The sequence below is a fragment of the Proteus sp. PR00208 genome (assembly GCF_016238545.1).
Taxonomy (GTDB): Bacteria; Pseudomonadota; Gammaproteobacteria; order Enterobacterales; family Enterobacteriaceae; genus Proteus.
The window spans coordinates 1-25530 of record NZ_JAEHQE010000007.1; the positions used below are offsets into that span (position 1 = coordinate 1).

General features: G+C 38.4%; 23 protein-coding genes. 20 read left to right on the forward strand and 3 right to left on the reverse strand.

Annotated features, from left to right (window positions below):
• Positions 1–245 precede the first annotated feature (245 nt).
• From JEP36_RS06775 to sixA, 4 genes are all read left to right on the forward strand, one after another.
• On the forward strand, positions 246–542 hold the full coding sequence (locus JEP36_RS06775; RefSeq protein ID WP_006533378.1) for a YfcZ/YiiS family protein: 297 nt from the start codon (positions 246–248) through the stop codon (positions 540–542).
• Between the two features lie 234 nt (positions 543–776).
• A complete protein-coding gene (gene fadI, locus JEP36_RS06780; protein ID WP_109370932.1) occupies positions 777–2081 on the forward strand; it encodes an acetyl-CoA C-acyltransferase FadI in 1305 nt (434 codons plus the stop codon).
• The gene (fadJ, locus tag JEP36_RS06785) at positions 2081–4237 is read left to right on the forward strand and encodes a fatty acid oxidation complex subunit alpha FadJ (RefSeq protein WP_198619750.1); all 2157 of its coding nucleotides are present in this window, start codon (positions 2081–2083) and stop codon (positions 4235–4237) included. Before fadI ends, fadJ begins: the two co-directional genes overlap by 1 nt.
• A gap of 387 nt (positions 4238–4624) precedes the next feature.
• The gene (gene sixA / locus JEP36_RS06790; RefSeq protein ID WP_196533845.1) at positions 4625–5098 is read left to right on the forward strand and encodes a phosphohistidine phosphatase SixA; all 474 of its coding nucleotides are present in this window, start codon (positions 4625–4627) and stop codon (positions 5096–5098) included.
• An 88-nt stretch (positions 5099–5186) separates the two neighbouring features.
• On the opposite strand, the gene smrB is transcribed toward sixA, so the two are convergent.
• Entirely contained in the window at positions 5187–5729 is a 543-nt protein-coding gene (smrB, locus tag JEP36_RS06795; RefSeq protein WP_109370928.1) for an endonuclease SmrB, read from the reverse strand.
• A gap of 643 nt (positions 5730–6372) precedes the next feature.
• On the opposite strand from smrB, the gene prmB reads away from it, so the two are divergent.
• The 7 genes from prmB (at position 6373) to JEP36_RS06830 (ending at position 12273) form a co-directional block, all read left to right on the forward strand.
• Positions 6373–7242 (forward strand): 50S ribosomal protein L3 N(5)-glutamine methyltransferase, encoded by an 870-nt coding sequence (gene prmB, locus JEP36_RS06800; RefSeq protein WP_232797528.1) that lies wholly within the window; start codon positions 6373–6375, stop codon positions 7240–7242.
• Positions 7243–7336: 94 nt separating this feature from the next.
• Complete coding sequence (gene aroC, locus JEP36_RS06805) at positions 7337–8422, forward strand: chorismate synthase (protein ID WP_198625803.1); 1086 nt, start codon at positions 7337–7339, stop codon at positions 8420–8422.
• A gap of 168 nt (positions 8423–8590) precedes the next feature.
• Entirely contained in the window at positions 8591–9391 is an 801-nt protein-coding gene (locus JEP36_RS06810; protein ID WP_198630015.1) for a sulfite exporter TauE/SafE family protein, read from the forward strand.
• A gap of 17 nt (positions 9392–9408) precedes the next feature.
• On the forward strand, positions 9409–9963 hold the full coding sequence (locus tag JEP36_RS06815) for an elongation factor P hydroxylase (RefSeq protein ID WP_198630016.1): 555 nt from the start codon (positions 9409–9411) through the stop codon (positions 9961–9963).
• A gap of 154 nt (positions 9964–10117) precedes the next feature.
• The gene (locus JEP36_RS06820) at positions 10118–10390 is read left to right on the forward strand and encodes a YfcL family protein (protein ID WP_109370924.1); all 273 of its coding nucleotides are present in this window, start codon (positions 10118–10120) and stop codon (positions 10388–10390) included.
• 328 nt (positions 10391–10718) lie between these two features.
• Positions 10719–11615, forward strand: coding sequence for a hypothetical protein (locus tag JEP36_RS06825; RefSeq protein WP_198630017.1), 897 nt, complete (start codon positions 10719–10721; stop codon positions 11613–11615).
• A gap of 109 nt (positions 11616–11724) precedes the next feature.
• Positions 11725–12273 carry a GNAT family N-acetyltransferase gene (locus JEP36_RS06830; RefSeq protein WP_198630018.1) on the forward strand — a complete coding sequence of 183 codons (549 nt, stop codon included), beginning with the start codon at positions 11725–11727 and terminating at the stop codon, positions 12271–12273.
• A 207-nt stretch (positions 12274–12480) separates the two neighbouring features.
• Here JEP36_RS06830 and mnmC read toward each other — a convergent pair whose 3' ends face one another.
• Positions 12481–14529: a bifunctional tRNA (5-methylaminomethyl-2-thiouridine)(34)-methyltransferase MnmD/FAD-dependent 5-carboxymethylaminomethyl-2-thiouridine(34) oxidoreductase MnmC gene (gene mnmC, locus JEP36_RS06835; RefSeq protein WP_198630019.1), complete on the reverse strand. Its 2049-nt coding sequence runs from the start codon at positions 14527–14529 to the stop codon at positions 12481–12483.
• A 205-nt stretch (positions 14530–14734) separates the two neighbouring features.
• Here mnmC and fabB point away from each other — a divergent pair, with 205 nt between their 5' ends.
• Entirely contained in the window at positions 14735–15946 is a 1212-nt protein-coding gene (gene fabB, locus JEP36_RS06840; RefSeq protein ID WP_088495099.1) for a beta-ketoacyl-ACP synthase I, read from the forward strand.
• A gap of 563 nt (positions 15947–16509) precedes the next feature.
• Here the strand turns inward: fabB and JEP36_RS06845 are convergent.
• Positions 16510–17430: a DMT family transporter gene (locus JEP36_RS06845; RefSeq protein WP_109370919.1), complete on the reverse strand. Its 921-nt coding sequence runs from the start codon at positions 17428–17430 to the stop codon at positions 16510–16512.
• A 121-nt stretch (positions 17431–17551) separates the two neighbouring features.
• On the opposite strand from JEP36_RS06845, the gene JEP36_RS06850 reads away from it, so the two are divergent.
• From JEP36_RS06850 to dedD, 8 genes are all read left to right on the forward strand, one after another.
• Positions 17552–18334: an AraC family transcriptional regulator gene (locus tag JEP36_RS06850; protein ID WP_198630020.1), complete on the forward strand. Its 783-nt coding sequence runs from the start codon at positions 17552–17554 to the stop codon at positions 18332–18334.
• 149 nt (positions 18335–18483) lie between these two features.
• The gene (gene pdxB / locus JEP36_RS06855) at positions 18484–19626 is read left to right on the forward strand and encodes a 4-phosphoerythronate dehydrogenase PdxB (protein WP_198630021.1); all 1143 of its coding nucleotides are present in this window, start codon (positions 18484–18486) and stop codon (positions 19624–19626) included.
• A 45-nt stretch (positions 19627–19671) separates the two neighbouring features.
• Positions 19672–20682, forward strand: coding sequence for an aspartate-semialdehyde dehydrogenase (locus JEP36_RS06860; protein WP_196533837.1), 1011 nt, complete (start codon positions 19672–19674; stop codon positions 20680–20682).
• Positions 20682–21566: a tRNA pseudouridine(38-40) synthase TruA gene (gene truA, locus JEP36_RS06865; protein ID WP_232797506.1), complete on the forward strand. Its 885-nt coding sequence runs from the start codon at positions 20682–20684 to the stop codon at positions 21564–21566. The genes JEP36_RS06860 and truA overlap by 1 nt, the downstream gene beginning before the upstream one ends.
• 24 nt (positions 21567–21590) lie before the next feature.
• A complete protein-coding gene (locus JEP36_RS06870; RefSeq protein ID WP_109370915.1) occupies positions 21591–22292 on the forward strand; it encodes a DedA family protein in 702 nt (233 codons plus the stop codon).
• Between the two features lie 169 nt (positions 22293–22461).
• A complete protein-coding gene (gene accD / locus JEP36_RS06875) occupies positions 22462–23424 on the forward strand; it encodes an acetyl-CoA carboxylase, carboxyltransferase subunit beta (protein WP_109370914.1) in 963 nt (320 codons plus the stop codon).
• A complete protein-coding gene (gene folC / locus JEP36_RS06880) occupies positions 23417–24715 on the forward strand; it encodes a bifunctional tetrahydrofolate synthase/dihydrofolate synthase (RefSeq protein WP_198630022.1) in 1299 nt (432 codons plus the stop codon). Before accD ends, folC begins: the two co-directional genes overlap by 8 nt.
• Positions 24705–25358: a cell division protein DedD gene (dedD, locus tag JEP36_RS06885; RefSeq protein ID WP_196533833.1), complete on the forward strand. Its 654-nt coding sequence runs from the start codon at positions 24705–24707 to the stop codon at positions 25356–25358. The genes folC and dedD overlap by 11 nt, the downstream gene beginning before the upstream one ends.
• The last annotated feature ends 172 nt before the right edge of the window (positions 25359–25530 follow it).

Genomic DNA, 25530 nt, shown 5'->3' on the forward strand with positions numbered 1-25530 from the left:
GTATAAAGTTGATCACCCTAAATGTTGCAAGTATGTTTTACAAATATTTCCATTTTGATTCAATAATTGGGATTTGGTTAACATATTTTTCACAAAATATCCCAATAAAGATGTTTTTGATTGTTAAATAAACAGAAAAATCAATTATTTTTGTAAAATTGTAATAAAATTTGAGCTAAAGCAGTTTATTTTATTTTTTTATGATTATGATAGATAATTAACATTTCTTTCGTTGGGAGACTAAAATGGCAGACGCAATTAATCGTTGTAGTGCAGAAGAAACCGCTGCTTGCTGTTGTGTAGATGTGGGTACTATTATTGACAATAAGAATTGCACAGCGTCATATCAGCATGTCTTCGCTGATAAAGTACAGGCGCAAGCAATGTTAGATCAACTTAGTGCAAAAGCACAATCTATCGCTTCAGAGCCTTGCAAAATTAATCAACAATTTGCTGATGTTGATGGTGGTGTTCAACTAACCGCTGATTTTACATTCTCTTGTGAAGCAGAAAACCTAATTTTCCAGCTGGGATTACGTTAATCCTCTGAAATTAATAGATTTAAGGCTGTTGAAATTCAACAGCCTTTTTTATCTCTCTCGATCACACCATTATCTTTTCTATCATTATTGTTAAGTTTCAGACATTTCATCGAAATATTGAGCGCTAACTCCCACTTCTCGTAAAATGACGTTTCTGAAAAGTGAAATTTTTGTTAACACTATTATCAGGTCAGACCTCTTTGGTGTTAGGAAATCATTTTGTCAGGAGCCGTTATGAAGTCATCAACGAACAGTGCTATGAAAGATCGCATCGCCATTGTCAGCGGGCTACGTTTACCTTTTGCTAAACAAGCGACTGCGTATCGAGGAATACCTGCGGTTGAATTAGGGCGTTCAGTGGTTCAAGAATTAGTGACTCGCAATGAAATTCCTCCCGAAATTATTGATCAACTTGTTTTCGGACAAGTGGTTCAAATGCCAGAAGCACCTAATATTGCTAGAGAAATAGTGCTCGGTGCAGGATTAAGTGTAAAAACTGATGCTTATAGTGTAACAAGAGCATGTGCAACAAGCTTTCAGGCGATTGCTAATGTTGCTGAAAGTATGATGGCAGGACATGTCTCTGTCGGTATTGCTGGTGGCGCAGATTCGTCTTCAGTTTTGCCTATTGGTGTTAGTAAAAAGCTTGCAGATGTTTTATTAAGTCTTAATAAGGCTAAATCATTAGGTCAACGATTAAGTTATTTAAGCCAATTACGATTTCGAGATTTGCTCCCTGTAGCGCCTGCCGTTGCTGAGTATTCAACAGGATTACGCATGGGAGACACCGCAGAGCAAATGGCAAAGACTTATCATATTTCTAGAGTTGCTCAAGATGAATTAGCACATCGTTCCCATCAATTAGCAACTAAAGCATGGGAGATGGGAAAACTAAATGATGAAGTGATGACCGCTTTTTTTCCGCCTTACAAAGAAGGTTTCCATCAAGATAATAATATCCGTAAAAACTCTGTTCTTGATTCTTACGCCAAACTAAAACCGGCATTTGATCGTCGACATGGTAGTGTCACCGCCGCAAACAGTACGCCATTAACGGATGGCGCAGCCGCGGTATTAATGATGAAAGAATCTGTTGCTAAAAGTCTTGGTTATCAACCTTTAGGTTATTTACGCAGTTATGCTTTTACAGCGACAGATGTCTGGAAAGATATGCTATTGGGGCCATCATATGCCACACCACTTGCGCTTTCTCGCGCAGGTCTTGCATTGAGTGATCTAACGTTAATTGATATGCATGAAGCTTTTGCCGCACAAACACTCAGTAATTTGACGCTGTTTGCCAGTGAACGGTTTGCTAAAGAGCAACTAGGATTATCCAAGGCGATTGGAGAAGTGGATATGGATAAATTTAATGTACTAGGCGGTTCTATTGCTTATGGACATCCCTTTGCTGCGACTGGCGCAAGAATGGTCACACAGACACTACATGAGCTTAAACGTCGAGGTGGAGGTTTTGGGTTAACCACTGCTTGTGCTGCGGGTGGATTGGGTGCAGCGATGATTTTGGAGGTGGAATAATGGAACAACAAACAACACTAGAAAAATCATCTGTTTTTCAGTTCTCAGTTCGTAATGACAAAGTGGGTGTTATCAGCATCGATGTTGTTGGTGAAAAAGTAAACACGCTAAAAGCAGAGTTTGTGCAGCAATTTCAAGATGTTTTAAGGCAAGCTCAGCAACATTCTGGTGTAAAAGGATTAATTATCACCTCAGGTAAAACAGACAGTTTTATTGCGGGTGCGGATATCTCCATGATTGCGGGTTGTAAAACTAAAGAAGAGGCGAGTGCATTAGCAAAAGCAGGACAGGATCTTTTTACTCAACTTGAAAACTACCCATTGCCAGTTGTGGCCGCTATTAATGGCGCATGCCTTGGCGGAGGGCTTGAATTGGCCTTAGCCTGTCATGGGAGAATTTGTTCTGATAATAGCAAAACGCGTTTAGGGCTTCCTGAAGTGCAACTTGGATTGCTGCCTGGTTCCGGTGGTACTCAACGCTTACCACGTCTTATTGGTGTGACATCTGCGTTAGATATGATCTTAACGGGGAGACAAGTTAATGCGAAGAGAGCCTTAAAATTAGGTCTTGTAAATGATGTTGTCTCACAAGATATTCTATTAGAAGTTGCTGCTAAATGGATTTTATTGGGTAAAAAAGAACAGAAAAAACATTCAGTGATGGATCGTTTTTGGGCCAATACAACGTTAGGTAGAAATATTCTTTTTGGGCAAGCGAAAAAACGTACATTGGCAAAGACAAAAGGCCACTATCCAGCAGCAGAGCGTATTCTTCATGTTATAGAACGTGGTCTTGAAAAAGATATTCAAGCAGGGTTTAAAGAAGAGGCAAATGCGTTTGGTGAACTTGCTATGACGCCAGTTTCATCTGCATTAAGACATCTCTTTTTTGCTTCTACGGCACTTAAGAATGAGACAGGATCATCCGAAAAACCAGATAATTTGCATCATATCGGTATTTTAGGTGGTGGATTAATGGGTGGTGGTATTGCCTTTGTCACGGCGACAAAAGGTAATTTACCAGCAAGAATTAAAGATATCAGTGATAAGGGAATTGCTCAGGCACTTAATTATAGTTGGAAAGCGCTTTCAGCCAAAGTGAGTAAAAAAAGATTATCTGCACGTGAACGTCAGCGCCAAATGGGGTTGCTCTCGGGCTCCTTGGATTACAGCGGTTTCCATCAATCAAATATTATTGTTGAAGCTGTTTTTGAAGATCTTGCTTTAAAACAGAAGATGGTCGCAGATATTGAAGGCGTGGGGAAAGGTAAAATTATTTTTGCTTCAAATACCTCTTCGCTTCCTATTCATAAAATTGCAGAAACAGCAAAATACCCAGAAAAAGTGATCGGGCTTCACTATTTTAGTCCAGTAGAAAAAATGCCTTTGGTTGAAGTTATTCCACATGAAAATACGGATGAAAAAACGATTGCTACAACGGTAGCTTTTGCTAAAAAACAGGGCAAAGTTGCAATAGTTGTTGGTGATAAACCTGGATTCTACGTCAACCGTATCCTTGCTCCTTATATCAGCGAAGCATTGACCTGCTTAGTACAGGGGGAGCCTATTGAGAATATTGATAAAGCACTTGTCCAGTTTGGTTTCCCTGTAGGGCCTATTCAGTTATTGGATGAAGTGGGTATTGATATTGGCACAAAAATAACACCAATATTAGTGAATGCATTTGGTGAAAGATTTGCCTCTCCTCCTGCTGTGGATGCCATTATTGCTGATGATAGAAAAGGTCGTAAAAATGGACGAGGTTTTTATCTTTATGCAAAACATGCATTACCTTTCTCATTCAGTAAAAATAAAAAACAACCTGATCCAGCCATATATCGACTATTACAAATTAAGCCTAAAAACCAATTGTCTTCCTCTGAAATTACGGAACGCTGTTTATTATTAATGTTAAATGAAGCGGTTCGTTGTTTAGATGAGAATATTATAAAGCAACCACGAGATGGTGATATTGGTGCTGTATTTGGTATCGGTTTTCCTCCTTTTTTTGGTGGCCCATTCCGTTATATGGACAGTATGGGAACAACAAAGGTGGAAGAAAAACTTAACCAACTTGCCGATAAATATGGAGAAAAATATCGCCCTTGTGAGCGTTTAGTGGAAATGGCTAAACGAAATGAACGTTTTTACGATTAATATCATCTCTTTACCATTGCTTTTTCCTTTTGTGACATTTGTTTTGATTGAGGCGCTTAGGCGCCTTTTTTCTTGTACTCTTTGCGTCAGATTAATAATTGGTGAATTTTTAATGGAAAAAGAGGTCGAAAGTGTTAATTATAGCCAGATATGGCAAAATAGTTATTTGAAAATAAATTTAAAAACAAAGCTTTTTAAAATAAAATTCTGAAAATGATGTTAATTTGTAAACCAAGGGCATGACCTTAAAAAGATTAATAATGCTATTGCAATTAGGGTATTGACGATTTTATATGGGAACATATTGATTTAAAATGAATTAAATTAAGTATCTTACAAGTGTAAATACCAGTAATTACAAAAATAAAATAGGTTTAATAATTTACTATGCAAATTTTTATTATGCGCCACGGAGAAGCGGCTCTTGATGCTGCTAGCGATGCACTAAGACCACTGACTGAACGTGGGAAAAGTGAATCAATAAAAATGGCTGAATGGATGACAACGCAGGGACATACAATCGATTATGTTTTAGTTAGTCCTTATTTACGTGCTCAACAGACATTGGATGCCGTAAAAGCAGATTTAGCGCTACCTAGTAAAATAGAAATAGATGATGGGCTTATCCCCGGTGGTAATCCTTCACATGTTGCACATTACTTACGTGCCTTGGGAGATACAGGATATAAAAATATTCTTGTTATTTCTCACTTACCTTTAGTTGGCTATGTTGTCGCTGAACTCTGCCCAGCTGTGTGTGCTCCTATGTTTTCAACATCAACCATTGCTTGTGTTGATTTTGACTTATCAAAAGGAGCAGGGGAGTTGCTATGGCAAGTGTCACCCTCAACATTGAAATGAAATTTAAATCAATTATCTAAGAAAGTAATTAACACCTTATTTCACCTGATAGGTGATTTAAGGGTTAATGCGATAGAATTTTTGGGGTTTAGCGGCGAGCGATATCGTCGTTTTCCACTAAGACTAATAATGCAGCATCGCCTCCCCATTCTTTTGGGGCTTGATGAAAAGCGATTACATCAGGGTGTTGTGCTAACCAAAGTGGCGTTTGTTGTTTTAAAATATGTTTGCCATGACCATGCATAATACAGGCACAATAAACATGCTCTCGTCTACATGCCGCAATTAATGCGCCAATCTCTTGTTTTGCAATTAGTTGTGTTAATCCATGCAAATCTAGAAAAAACTCAGGTACATAATCACCACGACGTAGTTTTTTTAATTCATAAGCATTAGCGCCTTCTCTTAAATAGCGCATGGGGCCTTCTGTGGCTAAGTTAGGTTGAAATTCATCTGAAAAATAATAAGAGGCGTCAACTTGCTCTTGTTGTAAACGTTCAACAGCGTAGTGTGTCACTTTTTTACGTTTTGGTGAATGAAGTATTTTATCTTGAGCTAATTTCTTAGTGCCTTTTATCATCTCCTGAAATAACTCAATTTCAGAAGGTGGCAATGAAAATTTTTTATTCATTTTTTACGATTCTTCATAGTGTTACTGTCTTTATCAGGCAATAGTACATGAAATAGTGTTAGAGATAAAAAATATAGACTATAAATTTAGCATAAAAAAAGGCAGGGAATTTACCCTGCCGAAATAGTCACATAGTTAGCAAATATAGGCTGGTTAACAAGTTGCTCTACTCATGATATCTGTGGAACATAAAACGTTGTTATATCTTCAGGTTGCGATAAAAAACGATAAATTGATATCAAAAATAGTCTTTAAAATTAGCTATTTGCTTTAAAATGACTGCATATCGAATGAAAAAAATCTATAGGCGCATTTAGTACACAGTTAATTCTTTCATGTTTTAAGTATGGTTCAATTTCATTAACTTGCTAATAAAAGTTAAATTAAAAGTATAAAACACTAATTTTTATTTATGGGTAGATCGTAAATTTTGCTTTTAATTAGCTGATTGAAGTTTAAAACCATAGTAAGTGTATGGTTATGGTAAAGAGAATAATAATGTAGTGATGTTTTTTTATGGTTTCCCGCTGATTTATCGCCATCTTCATGGCAAACTACAGACTTTCTATTTCTTCAGAGGACAACAGTTTTGGATATAACACTAAAAGAGGAAGCGGTTGCTGGTCTAAGCACTATCCTAGATATGTTACGTTGGGCTATGAGTCAGTTTAATTCATCTGATATTTATTATGGTCATGGCACAGATAACGCGTGGGATGAAGCATTACAGCTTGTATTACCAACCATTGCACTTCCTTTAGATATTCCAGATGCACTGTTATCAACCAAGTTAACAACTTCTGAAAAGATGGAAATCATTACGCTTATCGAAAGCCGAATTGAGCAAAAAATTCCAGTCCCTTATTTAACTCATAGCGCTTGGTTTTGTGGTCACGAATTTTATGTTGATGAACGTGTGCTTATCCCTCGCTCTCCTATTGGTGAATTAATCAATAACCATTTTGATGGTTTAATTCAGCAAGAGCCAACACGCATTCTCGACTTATGTACGGGAAGTGGCTGTATTGCGATTGCTTGTGCTCATGAGTTTGAAGATGCTGAAGTCGATGCGGTTGATATTTCTGAAGATGCTCTGGAAGTGGCTGAATTTAACATTGAAAATCATGGTTTAGTGCATCGTGTTTATCCAATGCAATCAGATCTATTTAACGCTATTGTTCCAACGCCTTACGATATTATTGTGACAAATCCTCCGTATGTCGACGTCGAAGATATGGGTGATTTACCTGATGAATACCAAGTTGAACCTGAATTAGCATTAGCTTCGGGTATTGATGGTCTAGATATTACGAGACAAATCCTACTAAAAGCCCCTGAATATCTGAGTGAAAAAGGTATTTTAGTCTGTGAAGTGGGTAATAGTATGGTTCATCTTATTGAGCAATTCCCAGAAGTTCCATTTACATGGCTTGAGTTTGAAAATGGTGGACTTGGTGTTTTCATGTTGACCCGTGAACAACTTGTTGAACACTCACACTGTTTTATCCAATGATAAACGTTGATGTAACAGCAATGAGACGGTAGATTGTTACTTATTGCAAATAACATATTGATAACATCACACAGTAAAAGATAGGAATAAAGGGATGGCAGGAAACAGTATCGGACAATTATTCAGAGTCACGACTTTTGGTGAGTCTCATGGTATTGCATTAGGTTGCATTGTTGATGGTGTACCTCCTGGATTGCCTTTAACAGAAGCTGACTTACAAGTTGATTTAGATAGACGTAGACCCGGAACATCACGTTATACCACTCAGCGCCGTGAACCCGACCAAGTGCGCATTTTATCAGGTGTATTTAATGGTGTTACAACAGGAACAAGCATTGGTTTACTGATTGAAAACACGGATCAACGTTCTCAAGATTACAGTGAAATCAAAGATGTTTTTCGTCCTGGTCATGCTGATTATACCTACGAGCAAAAATATGGTTTGCGTGATTATCGTGGCGGTGGGCGCTCTTCTGCACGAGAAACCGCAATGCGTGTTGCTGCTGGTGCAATCGCAAAAAAATACCTAAAAGAGAAAATGGGTATTGAAGTAAAAGGCTATCTTTCTCAACTAGGCCCAATTACTTGTGATCTTGTTGATTGGTCTATCGTTGAAACTAATCCGTTTTTCTGCCCAGATCCTTCTCGTTTAGAAGCACTTGATGAATATATGCGTGCGCTTAAAAAAGAAGGTAACTCGATTGGTGCAAAAGTGACTGTGGTTGCAGAGGGTGTGCCAGCAGGATTTGGGGAGCCAGTTTTTGACAGACTAGATGCAGACTTAGCACACGCATTAATGAGTATCAATGCTGTTAAAGGAATTGAAATTGGTGATGGTTTCGGTGTTGTGACATTAAAAGGCACTGAAAATAGAGATGAAATCACTAAGAGTGGTTTCACTAGCAACCATGCAGGTGGCATTTTAGGTGGAATTAGCAGTGGTCAGCCAATTGTTGCTCATATCGCTTTAAAACCAACATCTAGCATTACTATTGCTGGTAAAACGATAAATCGTGATGGCGAAGAAGTCGATATGATAACCAAAGGTCGTCATGATCCTTGTGTGGGAATACGCGCTATTCCGATTGCAGAGGCAATGATGGCAATTGTGTTGCTCGATCATGCATTGCGCCAACGTGGTCAATGTGGTGACGTTGTACCTCCATTAATGCAATGGTAATCATTCTACGTCAATAACGTAGTCGATAAACTGTTGTAAGTTTGATGTTAGCTTTAAAGGTGTGAGCGCCTAATTTTATTATGCTCAGATCGTGTTGCTGTAGCTTTTTTAAATAAATGAGATAAACACAGCAACACGTCCTTCATTCCTAATAATTCGGATAGATAAATGGATTGGCTCTTTTCAGATGGCATCTACCTTCTTCTCTTCTTTGTTGCTTTAATCGCAGGTTTTATAGATTCGATTGCTGGTGGTGGTGGGTTAATCACTATTCCAGCTTTGTTATCTGCTGGTATCCCGCCTGTTCAGGCTCTCGCAACGAATAAACTGCAATCGGTAGGTGGCTCGTTTTCGGCTACGCTCTATTTTATACGTCGAAAAGTTATTGATTTAAAAGCGCAGCGATTTGCAATTTTAATGACTTTTATTGGTGCGGTTTCTGGTGCCATGTTGGTGCAGTTTATTAATCCAGAAATCCTTAAACAAGCGCTTCCTATTCTTACCATAGCTATTGGTCTCTATTTTCTTCTTACTCCATCAATAGGCGCTCAAGACAGTAAACAACGTATTGGCTACTATACATTTGGTGCAGTGCTTGGTGGTGGCGTCGGTTTTTATGATGGTATTTTTGGACCAGGAACAGGCTCTTTTTTCGCTTTAGGTTATGTCATGTTACTTGGGTATAATCTCTCAAAAGCGACGGCTCATGCTAAGTTACTTAACTTCACCTCTAACTTTGGCTCTTTACTGTTTTTTATTATTGGTGGGCAGGTTATTTGGACTATTGGTTTAATTATGCTTTGTGGGCAGTTTATTGGCGCTCGCTTAGGTGCAGGTTTAGTCTTAACAAAAGGGCAAAAATTAATAAGACCTATGCTGGTCATTATCTCCTTTTTGATGAGCATCAAACTCATACATGACAATCATGGCGATACTATTGCACTTTGGTTTTCTGCTCTTTTTAATTAGGAATAGATGGTTTTTAAATGTCAGCACATCATTATCAACAGTTAATTGATATCTTTAATCAATGTTTTAGCGAAAGTTTCCAAACCCGTTTAGTTAAAGGGGATGATGAGCCGATTTATTTGCCTGCAAATGAAGAGACACCTTATCACCAAATTATTTTTGCTCATGGTTTTTATGCCAGTGCATTACATGAAATATCACATTGGTGTATCGCCGGAGAGGCTCGTCGTCAACAAGTTGATTATGGCTACTGGTATTGCCCAGATGGACGAGATGAAACCACTCAAGGACAGTTTGAAGTTGTAGAAATCAAACCTCAAGCATTGGATTGGTTATTTTGCCAAGCTGCTGGTTATCCTTTTAATGTCAGTTGTGACAATTTAGAAGGTAACTTTGAACCTGACCGCTATGAATTTAGAAATAAAGTTAGAGAACAAGTACTCGCTTATTTACGAGATAAAAACACGCCACCTCGAGCACAGCTATTTATTAATGCGTTACATTTGTTTTACAATACCTCAGAGCTAACGGAAGAGATGTTTCCTTATCAGGAAAATCCTTTAGTTAATTAAGGATTGCGAGAATAACTATCGCCTATCCACTGTGAAGGTTTTACCCAATAGGGTGGAGTCTGAAGTAGTAAGGTTGCTAGAACATACGTATTTATGCTTTGCTAATACAAGGTAAATATAAAAAAGTAGCAACATTATATATTGAGGATAAATAATGCTTTCTGAGTATGAAGCGTACTTATTAGATAAAATTGATAGCCGTGTTGAACATGCCTCTGACGATGAGTTATTTGCAGGCGGGTATTTACAAGGCCATATTACACTGGCTATTGCTGAACTTGAGCAAGAAAATAACACACAGTTAGAAGCGTTAAGAACGCGTGTAGAAGAGAGCATTCAAAAGGCGATAAAAGCAGGCGAGCTTTCACCTCCAGATCAAGCGTTAGTTTTGTCTACATGGCATGATTTAGTTAACTCAATTAATTAATTCGGCATGTCTACTAAGAGAACAACCGGCATAAATCGGTTGTTTTTTTCTTTCTTAAAATCTTATTAAGATCACTGCCTCTAAGTTATATTTAAGATATTTACTGTTGAATTAGATTGGTTTTTATACAAAAATTGATCCTTACTATTTATCAATTGTTTTTATTTGATTTTTCAAAGTCGATGTATCTCTCATTGATTAAGCATAATAGTGCTATCTTTTGTAACTCCTTGCCATTTCTGTAAAATTACTTTTAAATGTTTTTTAGGAATGTTTCTCGGGATGCAAATGATTTGCATAGAATATTTATGATAAGGATAACGATACGATGAAAAATTTCTTTAAAATAGGACTACTGACTAGCGCTGTTTTATTTTTATCTGCTTGTGATCAACTTGATTTAGATAATAAAAAAAATAAGTTTTATTACAGTAATCCAAGTGAAAAAGTCATTAGTTTTAGCGTCGATGGTAAAGAATATCATGTAGAGCCGGGTAAAAATGGCTACATAACACTATCACCTGGTGAGCATAATTTAAAAGATAGTGCCGGTAATGATGCTCGATTTATGGTTTATGACCATAATAATGGTGGCATATTAAATCCTGATAATTTTATGTATTACACCCTTTCTGAAGTTTATGCAGTAAAGGGAAAAACAGATCAATTTAAACCTGTCGATTACCCAGTTATTATTAATGGCTATGAATTTGAACTTCCAGTGCGTAGTACTAATGCCACATTAATTGATGGTAATGTTTTTCAGTGTACTTATGCCTTAGGCGAGCCATTTCCTAATGAAATCCGCACTCGCAATAAAAATAATGACGGTAGCATAAAAAACAAATGCTTTGATAAACCTGAATTTATTAAATATATTTCAGCGGAATACAGTAAAGATTTAGCTCCGTTTACTCAAGAAGATGAATATAACGATTCTGTTAATCTTGATTTAGACTATATGTTACCGACAGCAGAATTTACTGATCCTGATATTCAAGCTGAAGCAGAAGAGCTAGTTTCATTATTAAATCAAATTCAAGAAAGTGAAGATCCGAAGATCCATAAAACATTAAAAGATAAACTTTATAAGGCGACACTCGCTGTCTCTAGCGCGTATGCTAATAGAGCCGTGAAAGACTCTGTAGAAGACAACAAGTATTATAATCAGTTTATGGAAGATAGTGGTAAATTTCAATCTTATGGCATATTACCTAAAGATTAACGATTTAAAAAATAAGAAATTATTTTAGCTTTAACATAAGCCATCCTACGGGATGGCTTTTTAATAAATTAAGCATAAAAGTATAAAAACACCTGAGCTGGAAAAAGAGATGACAACAACACAAAACGAAATAAAAAATAACGATATTACTCTTCGCCCCACACAAATTGATGATGCAATTAAATTGCCTGCTATCGAGCAATCAGCAGGGCAACTTTTTAGTACTTTAGAAGATTTAAGTTGGATAAGTGAGAGTGGCGTACAAAGTGTTGAAAAACATTTAGCCTTTATTAACCATAAAGGGCATTGGGTGGCTGTTAATAGTGAGAATGAACCAGTTGGTTTTATTATGACGATGCCATTACCTGAAAGTTTATTTATTCATGAGTTGTCAGTGAGTGAAGCTTGGCAAAATAGAGGTATTGGTAAATTACTTATTCAAAAAGTAAAAAATGAAGCAAAGGCACATCAATTTAGTGCCGTTACGTTGACGACATTTCGCCATGTTCCTTGGAATGCGCCGTATTATCAACGCTTAGGTTTTTCTATTTTGTCAGAAAGCGAAATTCCTCATTCTTTGCAAGAAATCTTAAATAATGAAGTTGAAAGCGGGGGTTTTGTAAAAGAAACGCGCTGTGCAATGAAATTTGAGGTTTAGTTTTTTTATACAAAGAAACGTTTTTTAGCGAAAAACGCCGTAAACCCTCGGCCAATGCGGGTGGGGAGTAGTCACCATTAAAAGTAGCTACATTGTAGCTACATTTATGGCGTTTGGAGGTATGATATGAGTTATTTGGCTAAAATATTTTCTTTTATTATTAATAATCATTTCAATTAAGTGCTTCAATACTACTTATCACCTTGGCTATTTCACTTCAATCGGTTTTCCTCGTAGTAATGCTCTTACCCAAAAACGATTAGGGTGTAAGGCATTCAATACATCATCTTCAACCGGAAAAGGTTCATCAAAAATTTGACTTGCCAGAATTTCAGCTGATAAAGGCGCTGAACATAATCCACGAGAGCCCAACGCACTGATAATATAAAGTTGATGATAAGCAGGAGCTAAAGCGGGTGTTTGTCTTCTACGCTTAAATCTATCTAAGTGCGTGTATGCCACGCGCAATTTTTCGAAATCAGGTACTTCACCTAATAACGGTAGGTGATCGCGAATAGTGCAACGAATCCCAATTCGCGCTTCGTTTCGGCTAAAATCAACTTCTTTAACCCAAGGGGCTTTTGCTAAACACTGTATAAGATGAGCTTGGTTATTTTCTTGCTCTTGAGTCGAAATAGCTAAATCTAATCGATCGCGGCGAAAGCTTGCTCCTACACAATGCAAATTATCTTGGTGATCAACAGGCGTAAAATAGCCATCATAACAAAGTACCGTTTTTAGTTTTGATAATGTCTTTGTTGTTGGAATATGGCTAACTTGACCTCTAACTGCGCTAATGGGTAATTTTGCACTTTGAGTAAAGTCTGTGATTCGGTGTCCATTTGCCAAAATAACGCAATCATATTGTGATTGAAATTGTGTCGCACTCACTCCATCGTGATGAACAATATCTAAGCACCAAGATGCTTTCTGCGCACTTATTTGAGTGACTTGATGATTAAATCGCAACGTTAAACCTAATTGTTCAGCGTATTTTAATGTATTGATCGTGAGCTCAGTCGGTGAAAGCCATCCCGCTTGTGGGTAAAACAATGCATCACAATTAACATCTATTCCGCTGAGTTTATTGATTTCATTTTCATCGAGATAACATGCTATTTGAGCAAAAGGTATAGAATTATCCATAATTCTCTGTGCTTTTTTACGAACTTTCTCGTTATAAATAATCTGTGCGACACCAGACCATTGATGTGAAAAAGGAATACCTGCTTTACTCAAATTGTCATAAGTGCGATGAGCAAATAGAAATGCGGTTGTGAAAAATTGTTCTAGTTCATCGGATTTGCCATTAAGTAAAGGATATAACACACCTTGTCGATTGCCTGAGGCATTAGTTGCAGGTTGTTTATCTTCACAATATAAGGTGACATTGGCGCCTCTTCTTAGGCACGAAAGTGCCGTAAATGTGCTGGCAATACCGCCACCTATAATTGCAATATTCTGTGCTTTGGTTGCACTTGGTCTTGCATAGTAAGGGAGAAACTCAGGGGATGGAGTATGTGGAAAAACACCTGTCAGCATCTCTCTTTTTTGACCAAATCCTTTGATTTTATTTATCTCAAAACCAACATTTTGCAAACCTCGTTTGACGATCCCTGCGGCGGTAAATGTTGCAAATGTGCCGTTTTCTCTCATTGAATCAGCCATCGATTGAAAGAGAGTTTCACTCCACATTTGTGGATTTTTAGAAGGAGCAAAACCATCTAAGAACCATGCATCCACTTTGTTATGTAGCGCTTGGCGTGTTTGGGGTAACAAGGTATTGATATCACCAAACCATAAATCCAATGTGATTGTTCCATCAGCAAGAATAATGCGGTGGCAACCTGCAATGGCTAATGGCCATTGAGAACAAAGCGCTTGTGAATATTTTTCGAGTTCAGGCCAATGGCGATGTGCAGATCGTAAATCACTTTTAGTCAGAGGGAATTTTTCGAAACTTATATAATGAAGGCGTTTTAAACGAGAGTCAGGAGACGTTTGTCTAAATTGCTCGAAAGCTTGCCATAGTGTTAAAAAGTTAAGCCCAGTACCAAATCCTGTTTCTGCGATAACACATTCAGAGCGTACATGTGTACCAAAACGTGATGGAAAATGATTTCCATGTAAGAACACATGTCGAGTTTCTTCTAGACCGTCTTGGTTTGAAAAGTAAATATCGCCAAATTGTTCAGAGATAGGCGTACCAAGTTCATTCCAACTTAAAGACGCAGTATTTATCGGGCTATTATTCACGGAACTGCCTGTATTTCTCGAAAAAATTATCCAACATCTTAGCGCTGTTAGGTAGCTTGTGCCAGCCTTAAAGGGGAAAGCGTTTTATTAGGTTATCTGTATTTTTGTAAAAAAGATCCTGATCGGACTTGTTCGGCGTACAACTGTACGCTAAAGTGCTAGTCAGAAATCCCGCAGCTACAACTATTATTGTAAAGAGGTATGAATGAAGCGCGCAGTGATCACGGGTCTGGGTATTGTTTCGAGCATTGGTAATAACCAGAAAGAAGTGCTGGATTCTTTAAAGGAAGGTCGTTCCGGGATAACTTTCTCAGAAGAATTTAAAGAGATGGGGCTTCGTAGCCACATTTGGGGCAACGTTAAGCTTGATACTGAAGGTCTTATTGACCGTAAAATCCGCCGTTTTATGAGCGACGCATCGGTTTATGCCTATTTATCTATGCAAGAGGCGATAGCTGATTCAGGTCTGACAGAAGACCAAGTTTCTAATATTCGTTCTGGCTTAGTCGTTGGCTCTGGTGGTGGTTCTCCACGTAACCAAGTGCAAGGTTCTGATGGCATGAGAGCTAAAGGCCTACGTGGCGTAGGTCCTTATATGGTAACTCGAGCAATGGCATCAGGCGTTTCAGCTTGTTTAGCAACACCTTTCAAAATTAAAGGCGTTAACTATTCAATCAGTTCTGCTTGTTCAACATCAGCACACTGTATTGGCCACGCTGTTGAGCTTATCCAGTTAGGCAAACAAGATGTTGTATTTGCTGGTGGTGGTGAAGAGTTAAGTTGGGAAATGACCTGCGAATTTGACGCAATGGGTGCACTTTCAACTAAATATAACGAAACCCCAACCAAAGCTTCTCGTACTTACGATAAAAATCGTGATGGTTTTGTTATCGCAGGTGGTGGCGGTATTGTGGTTGTTGAAGAATTAGAACACGCATTAGCGCGTGGTGCACACATCTATGGTGAAGTCGTAGGTTATGGTGCAACATCTGACGGTGCAGATATGGTTGCTCCTTCAGGTGAAGGTGCTGTGCGTTGTATGCAAATGGCGATGCAAGGTATTGATAAAGTTGATTATATCAATACACACGGTACTTCAACGCCAGTTGGTGATCTAAAAGAGCTTGAAGCTATCACGGAAGTGTTTGGTTCGCATACTCCAGCTATTTCAGCAACAAAAGCAATGACTGGTCACTCATTAGGTGCTGCTGGTGTGCATGAAGCAATTTATAGCTTACTGATGTTAGAGCATGGGTTTATTGCACCAAGCATTAATATCGAAGAATTAGACGATAAAGCAATGGGGATGAACATCATTACTCAACCAACAGAACAGAAGCTGGAGACTGTAATGTCAAATAGCTTTGGTTTTGGCGGTACAAATGCTTCATTAGTCATGAGTAAATATAAAAAATAGTTAGATATACTTATATTTACTTATTAAAAAAAGCAGACTTCATTTTAATGGAGTCTGCTTTTTTATTTGAAATTTATTATGAAAAATAATTTATTATTCTAATAAAGATATTTTTCGAATAAAAATCATAAAAAAAAGATTATATAAATAACGTTTAAAAATACCTTTCCTAATAGTTACTCATTTTATTATTCTAATAAAATAGACAAAATTTGTTAATATGTTGTTTATATTGAGAAAAATAAATTAGCTTCATTTTATTTCAATCGTTTAATTTAATTCTATCCAAAATCATTAAATATTTTGTTTTATATGGAGTTAGGTGAATGGAAAAGTTGAATAAGACAAAAAGAGTGCAAAAAAATTGATCTGGGTTATTTTATTACAAATAAGTAGGAGCTATTTAATATAAAAGTTGGTAATGTTTGCCTCGGATACTTGTATTACTTTATATTTTATACTTTGATTTCTTGTGTCAGTTTTATTTATTAAACCTAACATTATGAATGTGACCGGCTAAGAATTTAGCCGGCATTTTTTATTGTTGTCTTTTTGACATTGACTCACATCTCCTGATGGCAATCTGCTTTTTTCTGAGCAGACTGACGTCGGAAATTCAGCGGCGTTCTAAGTTGTTGCACTAAGAGCACACCTAGTAACACAATACCACCACCCACTAAGTGATAACTATGCATTTCTTCACCGAGAAGCGCGATAGCAATCATTGCAGTAAATAATGGCATTAGGTTCATAAAAATAGAGGTCGTATTTGCACCTAATTTCATCACACCTAAAATCCACAGATAAGGTGCAAGAATAGAAGCTCCGATACCTGCGAAAATAACTAATCCAATATTATCTTTTGTTAACGCAACACTTTCGGCAAGAAAGAAGTTTGGCAATAATAGCAGAACACCAAATCCAATTTGCACATAAAGTGATTGCCAGTTAGGTAGTGCAATTGACCATCGTTTTGTTAATACACCGTAAAGGGCGTATGACGCCGAAGCAATAAACATCATCAGCTCACCATAACCCAAACCTTGAGAAAGCAATTGAGAAGGTTCGCCACGGCTAATTAGCCAAACTAAGCCACTAATTGAAAGCACTGTGCCTAAAACAATACCTACCGTAGGTACAACACGTAAAACAAAAATACTAATAATAACGGTTAATAATGGGATGAGAGAGTTCAGAATCCCCATAAATGTTGCGCTAACATAATGTGCCGCATAATAAGCTAAACTTTGGTACATCACCATCCCTAATGCACCAAGAATAAATAATTTCCACCAATATTGTTTGACGGTTTTACGATGATGCCAAACTGGCATGACCAAAAAAGGTGTCATAATTAAAAAGGCGAGGAACCAACGATAAAAAGAGATTGCAGCAGGATCGATAACAGACGCGGCTGCTTTATTGACAACTGCATTAATGGACCAGATTAACACCGCTAAAAGCGGAAAAATTGCGTTTTTCATTGTTCTCACATCTATTTTTAAACCAGGTCGCTATTGTAAGTCTGTCTGATTAGATATATATAATGAAAACCAGACAACAGATAGGCCAATAAAGACAACATGACAAGAGATCAACATAAAGATGACAATTGAACAACAAAAAATGCAATGGTTATTGTCTGATCCAGATACAGTTCGATTTCGTGATGAACAACTATTAGCTGAAACAGAGTTTGTTTATCATCAACATGATTTTGGTCAGTTACTTTATGTGATTTCTGGTGTCATGGATTTAGAAGCTGGAGGACGGCGGTTTTTAGCGCCACCAGAATTTAGTGTATGGATACCCAAAAATGTAGGGCATGCTAGTTACAATAAAAAAACACTCTCTTTTAAGGTGCTAGATATCGCACCAAGTTGGTGTGAAGGATTATTAGATAAACCTTGTTTGATTCAATTAAGTGCTATTTTTTCAACTATATTTTCTGACTTTTTTCATCGTGGTGTGTGTAAACCACAAACAGAAGAAGATTTTCGCTTAGCTCAAGTACTGATTGATCAACTTAAAGTTTCGCCAATACATCATACTTATTTACCGTCTTCTAAAGATAAATTACTTGCTCCCATACTTTCTGTATTAGAGCAGGATCCAGCGGATAATACCTCGTTAGAAGAATGGGCTAAAAAGCGTTATACCTCAGAAAGAACACTTTCTCGTCGTTGCCAACAAGAATTAGGCATGTCATTTAGTGAATGGCGTAAGCGCCTACGTTTTTTACATGCAATTTCTTTATTAGAACAAGGGAAAAGCGTGAATGAAATAGCATTTGATGTGGGATATAGCTCTTCATCCTCATTTATTGCGATGTTTCAACAATATGCTGGCACAACACCGGAACGTTTTCGTCGATTACCCAATTGTTAAGTCTTCTTTTCATATATTTACTTAAAATCTAGGCGGATTTTACTGTCAATAATAGGCTTTACTGTGAATAAGTGGCAAAATAGACCGCTTAATTTTGTTTTTCGATTGATTGTTTACACACATAAATACCAAATCAGTGAGATAACACCGTGAAAATTCTGGTTGATGAAAATATGCCTTATGCGGAACAACTTTTCCGCCAATTAGGTGAGGTAAAAGCTGTTTCTGGTCGCCCATTACCTACTGATGAGCTTAATGATTCTGATGCCTTAATGGTGAGATCAATTACTAAAGTCAATGAATCCTTATTATCAGGCAAGCCAGTAAAATTTGTTGGAACCGCGACTGCGGGTTTCGATCATGTAGATATTGCATGGTTAAAACAGCAACAAATTGGTTTTTCATCAGCCCCAGGTTGTAATGCTATCGCGGTTGTTGAATATGTATTTTCTGCTCTGATGATGTTAGCAGAGCAAGATAGCTTTCAATTGACCGATAAAGTCGTTGGTATTGTCGGTGTGGGAAATGTGGGCGGTCGATTAGCAACGCGCCTTCGCGCATTGGGTGTAAATGTTTTACTTTGCGATCCACCAAGAGCGGATAATGGTGATGATGAAGAGTTTCATCCATTGGAAACATTGTTAGAAAAAGCAGATATTCTAACTTTCCATACACCTCTCAATAAATCAGGCTTATACAAAAGTTATCATTTAATTAATGAGAGCAACCTCGAAAAATTACCTGAAGGTCGTATTTTAATTAATGCGAGCCGTGGCGATGTTGTTGATAATCAAGCATTATTGTCTGTACTTGAGAAAGGTAAATCCTTACGCGTTGTGTTGGATGTTTGGGAGCCAGAGCCAGATCTCTCTATTGAGTTATTAAATAAAGTTGATATCGCAACACCACATATTGCGGGTTACACCTTAGAAGGTAAGGCGCGTGGTACAACTCAAGTTTTTGAAGCTTATTGTGATTTTATTGGACAGCCTCAAAAAGTTGAATTATCAACTCTGTTACCTGCACCTACTATTTCCACCATTTCAGTACAAGGTGAGTTAACTCAAACACTTTTAAAACAACTGATTCATCTTGTTTATGATGTGCGTCGTGATGATGCTCCATTACGAAAAGTAGCAGGAATAAAAGGGGAGTTTGATAAATTACGCAAATTTTATCCTGTTCGTCGTGAGTGGTCTTCACTCCATGTCATTTGTGATAATCAAACTACGGTTGATACATTAAATGCAATTGGCTTTAGTGCTACATATAAAAGTACTACACACAAATAAAGCAAAATATTATTTTTAAAAATTTATGTTATTGGAGGATATCTTATGGGAGAAGGTTGGAATATTGCAGTTGTTGGTGCAACAGGCGCTGTTGGTGAAGCGATTTTAGAACTGCTACAAGAGCGTGAATTTCCCATTGGTGAATTAACTGCAATCGCAAGTGAAGATAGCATTGGAAAATCGGTGCGTGTAAACAGCAAAAGTGTTGCGGTTCAAGGTATTCACAATATCGAGTGGGCTGATATTCAATTAGCTTTCTTTGCCGCACCAACAGAAATCAGTGCGCAATATGCACAACAAGCGGCTGATGCTGGCTGTATTGTTATTGATTGTAGTGGCATTTTTGCAATGGATTGGGATATACCATTGGTTGTTCCTGGCGTGAACAGTGCAATGCTAGCGGAATACCGTACTCGTAATATTGTTTCAATAGCTGATAGCATGGTAAGCCAATTATTACGCGCCATTAACCCATTAACAGAATCTGCGGGTTTAACACGCCTTAGCGTGACAAACTTAATGTCTGTTTCTCGTTTTGGAAAACAAGCCGTAGATGAACTGGCAGGGCAAAGTGCCCGTTTACTTAACGGTATTCCTCCTGAATTAGGTCGTTTTAATAAGCAATTAGCATTTAACATTTTACCTTTAATGGTTGATGACGAAGGCTCTATACAAGAAGAGCGTCGCATGGTTGACCAAATTCGTAAAATTTTGCAAGACGAAGGTTTGCCTATTTCTGTCACCACATTACAAGCACCCGTTTTTTATGGTAATGCGCAATCCGTGCAATTAGAAACATCTCGTCCAATGGGGAGTGATGAAGCGCGTGAGACATTACAAGAAAATGAAGATCTGAATATCAGTGATGAAAATGATTTTCCAACACAAGTGACTGATGCTTCAGGCAATGTGAGCTTGAATTTAGGTTGTTTCCGTAATGATTATGGTATGCCAGAAGCCTTACAATTTTGGTCAGTAGCAGATAACGTGCGCTTTGGCGGGGCATTAATGGCTGTTGAAGTAGCAGAGCAATTAATGCAGGAGCAGTTTTACTAATGAATGTGCAAGTGAGTGCTGAAGTGACAGAACAGCCCTTGACTGAGTCAGCGGTTGCCTCTGAAAGCACAACAATAAAAATTGCTTTAGGCGTTGAATATGATGGTAGTCGCTATTATGGCTGGCAACGCCAAAATGAAGTGCGTAGTGTACAAGAACGGCTAGAAAAAGCACTTTCACAAGTGGCTAATGAGCCTATATCGGTTTTTTGTGCTGGAAGGACAGATGCTGGTGTTCACGCAACGGGGCAAGTTGTCCATTTTGAAACAACGGCACATCGCAAAGATCCCGCTTGGACTATGGGAGTGAATACCCATTTACCTGCGGATATTGCAGTACGTTGGGTAAAAACAGTTTCTGACGATTTTCATGCTCGCTTTAGTGCAACAGCAAGACGTTATCGCTATGTGATTTTTAATCATCGCTATCGTCCCGCTATCTTGTCATCTGGAGTGACACATTTTCATTATCCTTTAGACGCTGAACGCATGCATCAAGCAGCACAATGTCTACTGGGTGAAAATGATTTTACCTCTTTTAGAGCTGTCCAATGTCAATCTCGAACGCCATGGCGTAACGTTATGCATGTCAATGTTTCTCGATATGGTGACTATGTTGTCGTGGATATTAAAGCGAATGCGTTTGTTCATCATATGGTGAGAAATATTGTTGGCAGTCTTCTAGAAATAGGGTGTGGCAATCAGAATATTACTTGGATGGCTGAATTATTAGCCTTAAAAGACAGAACCAAAGCGGCTGCAACAGCCAAAGCAAATGGACTGTACTTGGTATCTGTGGATTATCCTGAGCAATTTGAATTACCAAAACCTGCAATGGGGCCACTATTTTTAGCGGATAACCCTATTGAGATATCTCAATCATAAAAACACCCAGTTTTCTGAGGATTTATGGAAATATTAACGCAATTTGTTGATTTAATAAAATTTCTAATCGATTTTATTTTACATATTGATGCCCATTTAGCTGAGCTTGTTGCTCAATATGGTACATGGGTTTATGCCATTTTGTTTCTTATTGTTTTCTGTGAAACAGGGTTGGTAGTAACGCCTTTCTTACCCGGAGACTCCTTATTATTCGTTGCTGGCGCTTTAGCTTCATTAGAAACTAATGATGTGAATGTTCATATTATTGTTTTACTGCTACTTTGTGCAGCTATTTTAGGTGATGCGGTTAACTATTCTATTGGACGACTTTTTGGCGAAAAACTGTTTAGTAAGCCTGATTCAAAGATTTTCCGTCGTGAATATCTAGATAAAACCCATGCTTTTTATGAAAAGCATGGTGGTAAAGCAATAATTTTGGCAAGATTCGTGCCGATTATCCGAACTTTTGCGCCATTCGTTGCAGGAATGGGTAAAATGTCATATCGTCACTTTGCCTTTTATAATGTTACTGGGGCAATTGCATGGGTACTGCTATTTACTTATGCAGGATACTTTTTTGGTGACTTAGATATAGTTCAAAAGAACTTAAAATTGCTAATTGTTGCCATTATTGTTATTTCTATTTTACCGGGCGTTATTGAGATCTTACGCCATCGTAGAGCGAGTGCAAAAGCAAAGAAAGAAAGTGATAACAAAGAGGTTTGAGCAGTTATCATCAGTTTTTGCCGTAGAATAGCCATAATAAAGAGATGCGCTGAAATTCAGTAAGCGGTATCATCATAAACTTTGCTAACCACACAGCCAGTGTATTGTGGTTGATACGCTAACAATAATTTTACTGGCGAAGGTCAGATTCAGACGAAAAGGTCCATTAATGAGCTGGATTGAAAAAATTCTAAACAAAAGCACTATCACAAGTTCACGTAAAGCCAATATCCCTGAAGGGGTTTGGACTAAATGTGATAGCTGTGGGCAGGTACTCTATCGCGCAGAATTAGAGCGCAATTTAGAGGTTTGCCCTAAATGTGATCACCATATGCGCATTTCAGCGCGCCGTCGCCTTGAGACTTTCCTTGATACAGGAAGTACAACAGAATTAGGTAGCGAATTAGAACCTAAAGATATTCTGAAATTCCGCGACTCTAAAAAATACAAAGACAGAATTAGCGCTGCTCAAAAGCAAACGCAAGAAAAAGACGCATTAATCGTGATGAAAGGAACGCTGAAAAAGATGCCAGTTGTTGCTGCATCCTTTGAATTTGCGTTTATGGGCGGTTCAATGGCTTCTGTTGTTGGGGCGCGTTTTGTTCGTGCGGTTGAACAAGCACTCGAAGATAACTGCCCATTAGTTTGCTTCTCTGCAAGTGGTGGCGCTCGTATGCAAGAAGCGCTGATGTCATTAATGCAAATGGCCAAAACCAGTGCAGCATTAGCAAAAATGCAAGAGCGTGGTTTACCTTATATTTCAGTTATGACTGACCCTACAATGGGTGGTGTTTCTGCCAGTTTAGCGATGTTAGGGGATATCAACGTTGCTGAACCTAAAGCATTGATTGGCTTTGCAGGTCCCCGCGTTATTGAACAAACAGTACGTGAAAAACTGCCTGCTGGCTTCCAACGTAGTGAGTTCCTGTTAGAAAAAGGGGCGATTGATATGATTATTCGTCGTCCTCAAATGCGTGATGAGCTGGCTGAATTACTGGCTAAGCTGACTCAATATGATTTAGTAGAAGATGAAGATGAAATCATCGGTGAAGAAATGATTGCTGATGAAATTGAATCTACAGACAACGAGCCAGAAATTAACATCGAAACGAATAAAAAAGAAGATGTCTAATATCATAACTGCTCCTAAAGCCACATCGCCTTTGTCGGTGTGGCTTTCTTATCTTGAACATTTACACTCCAGCGCCATCGATATGGGGTTAGAGCGAGTAGGCAAGGTAGGAAAAATATTAAATGTGTTACGTCCTGCGCCTAAGGTAATTACTGTCTCAGGCACGAATGGAAAAGGCACAACCTGTCATATGCTAGAGTCAATCTTGATAGCATCAGGATTGAAAGTCGGCGTTTATAGCTCCCCTCATCTTGTTCGTTATACAGAACGCGTTCGTATCCAAGGCAAAGAACTCTCCGAAAATGCTTTCTGTGAGGTTTTTGCAGAAATTGAACAAGCTAGAGGCGATATCTCGCTCACTTTTTTTGAATATGGCACTCTGGCTGCGCTGAAGTTATTTCAACAAGCACAACTTGATGTTGTTATTCTTGAAGTAGGATTAGGCGGTCGGTTAGATGCGACAAATATCGTTGATGCGGATATTGCTGCTATCACAAGTATTGCCCTCGATCATACTGATTGGTTAGGCGCAGATAGAGAGCATATTGGCCACGAGAAAGCAGGTATTTTCCGAGCCAATCATTATGGTGTTGTGGGTGAGCCAGATATGCCTCATTCCATTGCACAAGTTGCCAATGAAAAACAAGCAAAGCTTTTCCGTCGTGGAACAGATTGGTCCTTTGTTATTGAAGATGATCACTGGCATTGGCGTTGTGTTGACTGTGAATTTGATGCGCTGCCAATCCCTAATATTCCGCTAGCCAATGCGGCGACAGCGATGGGGGTTATTCGTTGCTTGCTTAAATCTGATGACAAAGTCAGCCAAGCAATAACACAGCAAAGTATTGTCGACGGTATGTCTCGTGCACAATTACCAGGTCGTTTTCAGGTAATTTCTCAACATCCTTTGGTTATCTTTGATGTGGCACATAATCCTCATGCAGCAGGATATTTAGCGGAAAAGTTATCACAATTACCACAAAAATCTGATACTCAAGTGCGTATTGTTGTTGGTATGCTGGGTGATAAAGATATCGCAGGAACTTTAGCGTGCTTAACACCATTGGCTGATCATTGGTATGTAGCTCCACTTAATGAATTTCGTGGCGCTTCTGCGGATGTGTTAGCTCAACATCTCGAGAAACCAATGGTATTCGATAGTGTTGAAAATGCATGGCAACAAGCAATGTCCGATGCTGCTCCTAACGATATTGTTGTGGTTTGTGGCTCATTTCATACAGTCGCGCATGTGATGGAACTTTTGGAAAAGGAGAGTGTGGGTGGCAAGTAAATTTCAAAATCGCTTAGTCGGTGCCGTTGTATTGGTGGCAGTAGGGGTCATTTTTTTACCCGCACTGCTCGACGGCGATAAGAAATATAACGAAGACCAGTTCGCCTCTATTCCTTTAGTACCCAAACCAGGTGATGAGCAAGAAATAGAATCTATCGCCCCGATAGAGCAAACTTCAGTGCCTTCTACTCCATCAGAAGGCGCATCTGAAGGTATGCTTTCTGAAGCTGTGACAGGTGTCGAGCAACCTGCTGTTACAACACCTGAACCACCTGCTGTTGTACCTGTTACACCACCGGTACAACCACCACAACAGCCAACGCCTACACCAGAGCCTCCGGCTGTGGTTACGCCACCAGTACAACCACCAGCACCACCAGTACAAGAAACTCAGCCACCGAAAGGCGAGGCTTGGGTTGTTCAATTAGGTGCGTTGAAAAATGCGGCGAAGGTAGAAGAAATTATTGCGAAAATGCATTTCTCAGGTTATCCGGTATATACCGTACCTGCACGTCCTGTTGCTGGACAAGTGACTCGAATTTACATTGGTCCTAGTGCATCTAAGTCAGAATTACAGGCTATTTTGCCTCATTTAAAAGAGCTTACGGGCTTACAAGGTGAGGTAAGGGCATATAAGCCTTAATTTTTTCTAAACGAGTCATCAGATGAGTGATGTAACAAAGCGTTAACTTATTGCGGCGATTATGATTTTTCATATCGCCGTAAATTATTTTGAAATTAGCGAAAATTAGCATTACGCAAACGTTTTCGTTTTCTGTTAGAATGCTTCCGTATTAATGCGGAGCATCATTATT